The organism is Cryobacterium sp. TMT2-4, assembly GCF_004402575.1.
In the GTDB taxonomy this organism is placed as follows: Bacteria; Actinomycetota; Actinomycetes; order Actinomycetales; family Microbacteriaceae; genus Cryobacterium; species Cryobacterium sandaracinum.
Map to the genome: position 1 here is coordinate 61640 of NZ_SOGE01000040.1, position 10230 is coordinate 71869.

Consider the following 10230-nt stretch of genomic DNA (forward strand, 5'->3'; position numbering starts at 1 on the left):
CCTTCGGTTGAGCCGAGGTTATCCCCGGGGCCGAACGTTGCGAAGGACACGCCTGGACCGTTACCAAACCGTGCGCGCATTGGGCCTGAACCCCGCCGCCGGAAGCGGAGAACCAGTTCCCAGAGTGTGAAGTTAGAATTGGGGGAACCGATTCCTGAGTAGCGGCCGCCCAGGCAACGCCCCCCGCCTGCCCGAATCATCCGCGAAAGAAGGATCCATGACGCAGCTCGCCGGCGTGTCCACGCCCGAGGTACTGAAAGAAGCGCGCAGGCGACGCACGTTCGCCGTGATTTCGCACCCCGACGCGGGGAAGTCGACGCTCACCGAGGCCCTGCTGCTGCACGCGCGGGCCATCACCACGGCCGGCGCCACGCACGGCAAGGCCGGCCGGCGCGGCACCGTCTCCGACTGGATGGCGATGGAGCAGGCCCGCGGCATCTCCGTGACCAGCGCGGCGATCCAGTTCGAGTACCGCGACACCGTGATCAATCTGGTGGACACCCCCGGGCACGCCGACTTCTCCGAGGACACCTTCCGCGTGCTCTCCGCCGTCGACGCCGCAGTCATGCTCGTCGACGCCAGCAAGGGTCTCGAGGTGCAGACCATGAAGCTCTTCGAGGTGTGCAAGCAGCGCGGCCTACCGGTGATCACGGTCATCAACAAGTGGGACCGTCCCGGTGCCGAGGCGCTGGACCTGATGGACGAGATCCGGGAGCGCACGGGACTCCTACCCACTCCCCTGACCTGGCCCGTCGGGATCGCCGGTGACTTCCGCGGCGTGATCGACCGGTCCTCGCACGAATTCATCCGCTTTCACCGCACCGCCGGCGGAACGAAAGCCGCCGAACCCGAGCGCTTGAGTGTGGCCGTCGCGGCCGCCGAGGAGGGCGCAGCCTGGGTCACCGCCACCGAGGAGTCCGAGCTGCTCGCCGAGGAGAGCCAGGACCACAATGAGGCCCGCTTCCTCGCGAACGAGACCACCCCGGTGCTGTTCGCCGCGGCCGTGCTCAACTTCGGCGTGCAGCACATTCTGGACACCCTCGTGGACTTCGCGCCGGCCGCGGAAGCCCGGGAGGACGCATCCGGTGGCCACCGCCCCGTGGACAGCGCCTTCTCCGGTTTCGTGTTCAAGGTGCAGTCCGGTATGAACGCCTCGCACCGCGACCACGTCGCGTTCGTGCGGGTCTGTTCGGGTCAGTTCCGGCGCGGGATGATCGTGACCCACGCGGCCAGCGGGCGGCCGTTCGCCACCAAGTACGCGCAGCACCTGTTCGGGCGCGAGCGGGAGGTGGCCGACGAGGCCTGGCCCGGCGACATCGTCGGCCTGGTCAATGCCTCCGCCCTACGGGTGGGCGACTCGATCTTCGAGATCGAACCGGTGGAATACCCGCCGCTGCCGATGTTCGCGCCCGAGCACTTCCGGGTGGTGCGGTCGGCGGACTCCAGCAAGCACAAGCAGTTCCGTCGCGGCATAGACCAGCTTGACCACGAGGGTGTCATTCAGGTGCTGCGGTCGGAGCTGCGCGGCGACCAGGCGCCGGTGCTCGGCGCGGTCGGGCCGATGCAGTTCGAGGTTGTGGAGGAACGGATGACCCACGACTTCGGCGCCGCCATTCGCACCGAGGCTCTGCCCTACCAGCTGGCCCGGCGCACCGACCGCGCGAGCGCCGAGATCCTCGGCCACGACCGCCAGGTCGAGGTGCTGATGCGCTCCGACGGCACGCTGCTCGCCCTGTTCAGCACTCCGTGGCGGCTGCGCAACACCGTGCGCGACCACCCCGAGCTGATGCTGGAAGACCTCGCCACGGGCAGCAACGAGGTTCCCGCCGCGTACTAGGCGAGTCGGTCCTGATTCGCAGGCCAGCAGCCCGAACGAATTCGACGGAGATTCTGCCGAAAACCGGCCCAAACCGGCCGGAAAACCGGATTCAGGCCAGAATCTCCGTCGCATTGGTTTGACGCCGCGAGGGCAGCGGCCAGCACGAGGGCAGCGGTCAGGCGGATGCCGTCGGGCATGGGGTCAGCGGGTCAGGTCGCGCGGCGGCTCCGTGAACTCGTCTCCGCCGTACTTTTCGTTGGCGACGCCCATCATCTCGGGCCACATCCGGTGCCGGGCCGTGGCCGCCTGCCCGCTCTCGAAATATGTCTCCCGCTGGTCTTCGCCGACCCCGGACACGTTCATGACGCCCACGATGGTGGCGACTTTCGTGCTCGCACCGGCCATCCAGGTGTCCCTGTTCTCATCGGTGGTGCCGGTCTTGCCGATCATCGGCACCTGCGGGTCGGTGTCGTAGTACGACGGGCTACCCGAGCCTCTGGTCATCACGCGCTCCATCGCGTAGCTCATGGCCGCGGCAACCTCGGGGGTGACGGACTGCGTGCAATTCGACTGCGGGGCGGGAAGTTCGGCTCCGTCGGGGCCGGTGATCCGGTCGATCACGATCGGCGTGCAGGTGACGCCATTGTTGGCGATCCCCGCGTAGGCGGCGGCCATCGTCAGCGGCGCGATCTCGTTGGTGCCCAGCACCGCGGACGCGCCCTGTTCCAGCGCGCCACCATCGGCGCGGTGCACGCCGAAGGCTTCGGCCGTCTTGCGGATGCCGCAGAGGTCGAGTTCCTTGGCCATTCCGATGAAGCCGGTATTGATCGAGTCGATGGTCGATTCCAGGGCGGAATAGGAGGAATCGTCATCCGAGGAGGAGTCGTTGCCGGGCGCAAAGCTCTCGCCGTAGTCCTGGGGACCGTTGCAACTGTCCTCGAAGGTTCCCCACTCGTCGCGTTCCCAGGCGCTGACCGAGTCGGCGAGCGAATTACCCTGAGTGAGCCATTCGGCGAGGGTGAAAACCTTGTAGGTCGACCCGGTCTGGAATCCGTTGGAGCCGCCCTGGTCGAGATCGGTGTTGTAGTTGATGCCGGTGAAGTTCGCTCCGGTGTCGGCCGGGTCCTGGCTATAGTCCTTGTTCTGGGTCATGGCCAGCACCCGCCCTGTACCGACGCCCACGCTCGTGATCACGCCGCCGACATCCCAGTCCTCGAAGGTCTTGGGCACGTTCTCGGCCATGGTGCTCTCTGCCGCGCTCTGCAGGACGGGGTCGAGGGTCGTGTACACGTTGTAGCCGCCGAGCCGGAAGTTGGCCAGGCGGGCATCGGCATCCGCCCCGAAGGCCGGATCGTTCCGGAGGGTCTGGAGCACCAGGTCGCAGAAGTAGGCGCTTCCGCCCGCGGTGCGGCACCCCGTGCTCGGTTCGGTGATGGTCGGTTCGATCGGAGCGCTGATCGCGGCGTCGTGGTCCGCCGTGCTGATCTTCTCGTTCTCCTGCATCTCGTCGAGGATGTAGTCACGGCGTTCTTTGTTGGCCGCGTACCCGTTGGCGGCGCCGTTGGTCGTGCTGTCGGGTTCATCGAGCTGGAACTTGACCGGGTTGTTCACGATCGCGACGAGGCTCGCGGCCTGCGGCAGCGTCAGCGCGGCCGCGGTCGTGTTGAAATAGTAGTTGGCGGCCGCCTCGATGCCGTAGACGGATCCACCGAAGCCGGTGATGTTCAGGTACTGCCGCAGGATGTCGTCCTTGGAGGACTTCTTCTCCAGACCGACGGCGAGGCTCATTTCCTTGAGTTTGCGCCACGGGCTGGTCTCCGTGGCCGCGTCGTAGCAAATCATGCGCTCGGCGTCGTCGGAAAGGGCCTCGCACTGCTGCACGAGCACATTTTTCACGTACTGCTGGGTGATCGAGGATCCGCCGCGGACGTCGCCGGTGAACAGCGTGGTGACGGCGCCGGTGAGGCTGCCCCAGATGTTCACGCCGCCGTGCTCGTAGAATCCCGGGTCCTCGCCGGAGGTCGCCGCATCCTTCACGTACTGGCTGATCGCATCCGAACTCACTTCGACCCGGTTCTGGTCATAGAAGGAGGCGAGCAGATAGGGCGAACCGTCACTCGCGGTGGCGTAGATGTTGCTCTTCTGCGACAACCGGCCGATTGACAGGTCGTCGGGCAGATTGACCACGGCCACGATCGCCGTCGTCGCCAGCAGGGCCACGATGACACTGAGCGCGATCAGCACACGCGAACGCCGTCGGGACCGACGGGCGTTCTTCCTACCGGACATTTCAGGGGTCATGAGCGCCGAGTCGTTTCTGGTTGCGAAGGAAGCGGGAGGGCCACCGGGCCGAACGGCCCGGCGGCCCGGCGGCTACAATCAGGCGTCGACGACGACCGAGGTGATGACCGGGATGCGGCGGTACTTGCGCTGCATCCAGCGGGTCAGACTCTGCGTGAAGATGTCTTCGAGCTCTGCGCCGTTGACGATCTTGACCTTGTTCGCGGCGCGCAGGGCGTCATCGATGGACTTGGTCGCGCCCTGGATCCACTCGTTGTCCTGCACGAAGCCGCGGGCGATGAACTCGACCGGCTCGGTGAGAAGCCCGGTTCGGGTGTCGAGGATGCCGAGGATCGTGACCGCGCCGTCGTTGGAGAGCTGCACGCGGTCGGCGAGAGCCTCCTCGGAGCCGCCGCCGCCGACCGTCATACCGTGCACGAAGACGAGCTCGGCAGCCACGCGGCCGGTGACTTTCGCGACACCGTCGACGAGGTCGACGACCACGCCGTCTTCGACGACGAGGACCTGGTCCTCGGGGACGCCCGTGCGGATGGCCAGATCGGCATTGGACTTGAGGTGGCGCCATTCGCCGTGGTACGGGATGACGTTCTTGGGTTTGACGATGTTGTAGACATAGACGAGTTCGCCGGCCGACGCATGGCCGGAGACGTGCACCTTGGCATTGCCCTTGTGCACGACGTTGGCACCCCAGCGGGTGAGGCCGTTGATGACCCGGTAAATCGAGTTCTCGTTTCCGGGGATCAGCGAACTGGCCAGCAGAACGGTGTCGCCCTCGCCGATCTTGATGGTGTGCTCGCGGTTGGCCATGCGGGCCAGCGCGGCCATGGGCTCACCCTGCGAACCGGTGCAGATGAGGACGACCTTGTCGTCCTTCATCCGGTCGAAGGCCTTGACGTCAACCAGGAGGCCCTTGGGCACCTGCAGGAAGCCCAGTTTCTCGGCGATGCCCATGTTGCGCACCATTGAGCGGCCGACGAAGGCCACCTTGCGGTTGTGGCGGGCGGCGGCGTCGATGACCTGCTGGATGCGGTGCACGTGACTGGCGAAGCTGGAGACGATGATCCGGCGAGGAGCGGTGCGGAAGACGGCGTCGATGGCCGGGCGGATGTCTTCCTCGGTCACCGTGAACCCGGGAACCTCGGCGTTGGTCGAGTCGGTCAGAAACAGGTCGACGCCCTCTTCTCCGAGCCGGGCGAAGCCGGGGAGGTCGGTAAGGCGGTTGTCGAGGGGGAACTGGTCCATCTTGAAGTCGCCGGTGACGAGCACGAGGCCGGCCTCAGTGCGGATCGCGACGGCGAGTCCGTCGGGGATCGAGTGGTTCACGGCGAGGAACTCGAGGTCGAACGGGCCGGCCTTGCGGCGCTGACCCTCCTTGACCTCGATCAGGCGCGGCGTGATGCGGTGCTCTTCGAGCTTCGCTGTGACGAAGGCCAGGGTCAGCTGTGATCCGATGACGGGGATGTCCTTGCGCTCGCGCAGCAGGTACGGCACGCCGCCGATGTGGTCTTCGTGGCCGTGGGTGAGCACGATGGCCTCGATGTCCTGGAGGCGGTCGCGCAGCGACGAGAAGTCGGGCAGGATCACGTTGATGCCGGGCTGGGTCTCTTCGGGGAAGAGAACGCCGCAGTCCACGATCAGGAGCTTGCCCTTGTGTTCGAAGACCGTCATGTTGCGGCCGATCTCGCCGAGACCGCCGAGCGGGGTGACGCGGAGGCCGCGCCTGGGCAGCTGCGGCGGCGTGGACAGGTCGAGCGGGTGCTTGGTCAAAAAAACTCATTTCTCAGTGTGAAAACGCGCGCGTCGCGGGCGTGTCTCGCGTAGTGGACCGTGGTCGGGTCCTGGTGAACGGATGTTCTGGTGAACAGATCGTGCAAAGTCTGGATTCGGGCCGCCGCGCCCGGGGCGGACGCTAATGTCCGATCGGGTCGGAGTCGAGGCTGAGTCCGAAGGCGGTGGCGTCAGGTCCGTGAAGTCATCGACACGGCAGTCGAGAGGGCACGGATGATGCTCATGACGCCTCATTCTATCGCAGCCGGGTCAGCCCCTTCACCGCTCCCCTGCCCAGCCTTCTCGAAGGCAGCACCGGTAGCGTCAGCCGCATGTCTGCCTCAGAGCTCTATTCGACCCCACTCACCCTCATCGACGGCACGGAAACGACCTTCGGCCAGTTCGGCGGCAAGGCCGTCCTGGTCGTGAACGTCGCCTCGAAATGTGGGTTCACTCCGCAGTACGCCGGTCTCGAAGCGCTCTACCAGAAGTACCAGCACGAGGGACTCGTCGTGCTCGGCCTTCCCTGCAACCAGTTCATGGGACAGGAGCCAGGGGCCGAGGCGGACATCGAGTCGTTCTGCCAGAAGAACTACGGCGTCACCTTCCCGCTGAGCGTGAAGGTCGACGTGCGCGGCAGGCACCAGCACCCGCTCTACGCTCAGCTGACCAAGTTCAAGTCGGGCCTGCTGCCCGGTCTGATCAAGTGGAACTTCGAGAAGTTCTTGGTGAGTCCCGAGGGTGAGATCGTCAACCGCTTCGCGTCGACGGTCGAGCCGGAGTCCGACGAGATCGTGCAGGCGATCGAGAAGACCCTCGCGGCCAACGCCGCCTAAGAGCCCACCGAGCCGGTTGACGCCCCTGGCTCCCCCGGGGTGGATGGGCCCAGGACGAGCCCGCGCGTGTGGTCAACTCAGGACATCCGTCGCCCTCGTGAACCTGCCGCCCCGGACCAGTGCGGAACCGGCGTGGATGCCCGGCGTGGCCAGACGTATCTCCTGACTAAGCCACAAGGCGCCACGGATATGCCGCAGGGCTTACGCGGTTCAGGCAATCATCGGTCTCCCCACCCCGCGCTGCGCCGTGAACGAATTCGACGCCGAACAGAGGCAGCTAGTGGTCCACCGAGTCGGCCGGAGCCGATCCCGTCGGAAATCCCGGTTCCGGCGGGACGGTCGCCGCCCGCCGCAGCACCGCCTCGGCGTGGCGCAGCAGGGGTGCGTCGATCATGCGCCCCTGGTAGGCGAACACGCCCCCCTCTCCCGCGGCCGCCTCCAGGATTTGCCACGCCGCCGTGACCTCGGCAGGCGTGGGCCGGTAGGCGGCCCGGATGACGGGCACCTGGCTGGGGTGGATGCAGGCGGTGGCGCGAAATCCGCTCGCGACCGCATCCACCACCTCGGCCTGCAGACCCTCGAGGTCGGGGATGGCCAAGAACACGCCGTCCACGGCCGCCTTGTCGTTGGCCCCGGCCGCCAGGAGCACAGCGGACCGAGCATGGCGGGCGATGGCGCGGTAGCTGCCGTCGGGGAACCGGCTCGAGCTGCCGCCGAGCGAGGCCACCAGGTCGTCGGCACCCCACATCAGCGCCACCACATTGGGCTCGGCCGCAATCGAGGGGGCGGCGAGCACCCCCGCGGCGGTCTCGCAGAGTGCGATCACCTCGAACCGGGCGAGAGCGGCGAGGTGGGCGGCACTCACGGTCTTCGGCAGCATCACGTAGCGGTACAGGGTGTCGTCGAGGGCGGCGAGGTCAAGCTGGAAGTCGGGCGTGTCGGCCGGGTTGACGCGCACGACAGTGCGTTCGGGGTCGAGCGGATGGCTGACCAGCAGGCCGCGAGCGCGTGCCCGGTTGCCGGGCAGGAGCGCATCCTCCAGGTCGAGGATCACGGCATCCGCCCGCTCCGCCGCCTTGCGATACCGGTCGGGGCGGTCGGCCGGGCAGAACAGCAGCGCGGGTCCAAGGTCGAAGCTCATTGAACGGCCGCCCGGCACCAGACCAGCACCGTGCGCTCGGCCGTGGCCACCACGTCGCCCTCCTGGTTATGACCGGTGTGCCGAAGCGTGACCAGCCCCTGGCCCGGCCGGGACGCCGACAGCCGGCGGGCGGTGACGATCGTGTCGGAGTAGAGGGTGTCGCCGTGGAAGAGCGGATGCGGGAACGTCACCTCCCCGAAGCCGAGGTTCGCCACGATCGTGCCCTGCGTCAGCTGCGCGACCGAACTGCCCACCAGCGTCGCCAACGTGAACATCGAGTTGACCAGGCGCTGCCCGAACGGCTGGGTGGCCGCCCACGCCGCGTCGAGGTGCAGTGCCTGCGAGTTCATGGTCAGCGTGCTGAAGAGCACGTTGTCGGCCTCGGTCACCGTGCGACCGGGGCTGTGCCGGTAGCGGGCCTCGAGGTCGAATTCCTCGTAATACAGCCCGCGCTGCTCGATCGTGCGTCGTTCGTCGCTCATTTTCCTCCCGCCTAACCGGTGAACCCAAGCGCCCGCGAGATGACCATCAGCTGAACCTCGGTAGTGCCTTCACCGAGCTCGAGCACCTTCGAGTCGCGGTAGTGCCTCGCCACCGGGTTCTCGTTCAGGAACCCGTAGCCGCCAAAGATCTGGGTCGCGTCGCGGGCGTTGTCCATGGCGGCTTCGCTTCCCACCATTTTGGCAATCGAGGCTTCCATTTTGAAGGGGTGTCCATGCACCATTTTCATGGCCGCGTCGTAGTAGGCGAGGCGGGCCGTGTACACGCGAGCCTGCATCCGTGCGATCTTGAACGCGATGTGCTGGTTGGATCCGATCGACCGGCCGAACACATTGCGGGTGTTGGCGTAACGGATGGACTCCTCAAGGCAGCCCTGCGCCGCACCCGTGCACAGCGCGGCGAAGGCGATGCGCCCCTCGTCGAGGGTCTGCACGAAGTTGGCGAAGCCGCGGCCGCGTTCGCCGAGCAGGTTGGCCTCGGGCACGCGCACGTTCTCGAAGAGCAGCGGATGCGTGTCGGAGGTGTGCCAGCCCACCTTGTCATAAGCCGGCAGCGCCGTGAACCCCGGGGTCGGGGTGGGCACGAGGATGGCCGTGAGCTCCTTCTTCACCGAGCCGTCGGGGCGCTCGGACTCGCCGGTGACGGCTGTCACGGTGACCAGCCGGGTGATCTCGGAACCGGAGTTGGTGATGAACTGCTTCGTGCCGTTGATCACCCATTCACTGCCGGAAAGCTCGGCCGTGGTCTTCGTGCCGGCGGCGTCGGAGCCGGCATCCGCCTCGGTCAACCCGAACGCGGCGAGCGCACGTCCGCTGGTCAGCAGCGGCACCCACTCCTGCTTCTGCGCCTCGGTTCCGCGCCGGTAGACGGGCATGATGCCGAGCCCCACGCCGGCCTCGAGGGTGACGGCGATGGACTGGTCGACCCGGGCAAGCTGCTCGACCGCGAGGCAGAGCGCGAAGTAGTCCTGGCCCTGGCCGCCGTACTCCTTCGGGAATGGCAGGCCGAACAGGCCCAACTCCCCCATCTGGGCGATGATGTCATAGGGCAGGCTGCGCTTGGTGTCGTACTCGTAGGCGGCCGGCGCTACGACCATGTCGGCGAAGTCGCGCACGGTGTCGCTGAGCTGCTGCTGCTGCTCGGTCAGTTCCTGTTTCACGTTGGGTCTCCCTTGACTGGCGTGGCTGGTGGTGTGGCTTCCGTCCCGGTGGTCACGGCGGTGGCGGCGACTGTGGCGACGATCTGGTCGAGGCGCACGAGGTCACCCGGGCGCACGCCGATGGTGAGCCGGCCATCCGTTTCGGCCAGCAGATGGTGCTCCATTTTCATGGCCTCCACGGTGAGGATGCGCTGGCCGGCGACGATCAGGTCGCCCGTGGCGAGGTGCACGGCAACCACGGTCCCGGGCATCGGCGAGCGCACCTCCGGCCGGGCCGCCCCGGCCTCTCCCCCGGCCCGGTCGAGGCCGGTGAGGCGGTCGACGAGCTGCTCGGCCCGGGAGCGGTGCACCAGCTCGGTGCCGAAACCGCTCTGGCCGAGCCAGAGGCGCGGGCCGTCGGACACGAGCTGCAGCACCTCAAGGCGGCCGCCCAGTTCACAGGCGAAGGTGTCGGCGTGGCCGGTGACGGGCGCGAGTCGGCCGGGAACGGGCATCCGTTCGTCGACGGCCACGCTCAGGCCGTCCGGGCCGGTCAGCACGGCAACGTCGACGGTTTCGGTGGCGCTGACCCGCAGGCTGTAGTGCACCGGCCGGGCCGGACCGAGCCGCCAGCCGCTCGGCTGTGCCCACAGGCCGGCGGCGGCGCTCGTCGTGCCGGTGCCCGCGGCGTCGGCGCCCGCGGCGGCAGTGCGGGCCGCGGCGGTGG

8 protein-coding genes are annotated in these 10230 nt (G+C 67.4%); 2 read left to right on the plus strand and 6 right to left on the minus strand.

Going from position 1 to position 10230, the window contains the following annotated elements:
• Positions 1–217: 217 nt before the first annotated feature.
• Positions 218–1837 (plus strand): peptide chain release factor 3, encoded by a 1620-nt coding sequence (locus E3O54_RS14675; protein ID WP_134401910.1) that lies wholly within the window; start codon positions 218–220, stop codon positions 1835–1837.
• A 183-nt stretch (positions 1838–2020) separates the two neighbouring features.
• Here E3O54_RS14675 and E3O54_RS14680 read toward each other — a convergent pair whose 3' ends face one another.
• The gene (locus tag E3O54_RS14680; protein WP_104101143.1) at positions 2021–4120 is read right to left on the minus strand and encodes a transglycosylase domain-containing protein; all 2100 of its coding nucleotides are present in this window, start codon (positions 4118–4120) and stop codon (positions 2021–2023) included.
• Positions 4121–4198: 78 nt separating this feature from the next.
• On the minus strand, positions 4199–5887 hold the full coding sequence (locus E3O54_RS14685) for a ribonuclease J (RefSeq protein WP_233191417.1): 1689 nt from the start codon (positions 5885–5887) through the stop codon (positions 4199–4201).
• Positions 5888–6219: 332 nt separating this feature from the next.
• On the opposite strand from E3O54_RS14685, the gene E3O54_RS14690 reads away from it, so the two are divergent.
• Entirely contained in the window at positions 6220–6723 is a 504-nt protein-coding gene (locus tag E3O54_RS14690) for a glutathione peroxidase (protein ID WP_134342215.1), read from the plus strand.
• Between the two features lie 277 nt (positions 6724–7000).
• Here the strand turns inward: E3O54_RS14690 and E3O54_RS14695 are convergent, their stop codons facing one another.
• From E3O54_RS14695 to E3O54_RS14710, 4 genes are all read right to left on the minus strand, one after another.
• Positions 7001–7864, minus strand: a complete 864-nt coding sequence (locus tag E3O54_RS14695; protein WP_104101138.1) for a CoA ester lyase — start codon at positions 7862–7864, stop codon at positions 7001–7003.
• Entirely contained in the window at positions 7861–8346 is a 486-nt protein-coding gene (locus E3O54_RS14700; RefSeq protein WP_134401911.1) for a MaoC family dehydratase, read from the minus strand. The genes E3O54_RS14695 and E3O54_RS14700 overlap by 4 nt, the downstream gene beginning before the upstream one ends.
• Before the next feature lie 11 nt (positions 8347–8357).
• Positions 8358–9524 carry an acyl-CoA dehydrogenase family protein gene (locus tag E3O54_RS14705; RefSeq protein ID WP_104101134.1) on the minus strand — a complete coding sequence of 389 codons (1167 nt, stop codon included), beginning with the start codon at positions 9522–9524 and terminating at the stop codon, positions 8358–8360.
• The coding region (locus E3O54_RS14710; protein ID WP_134401912.1) for an acetyl-CoA carboxylase biotin carboxyl carrier protein subunit at positions 9521–10230 on the minus strand (710 nt) is incomplete at its 5' end. The genes E3O54_RS14710 and E3O54_RS14705, both read right to left, overlap by 4 nt.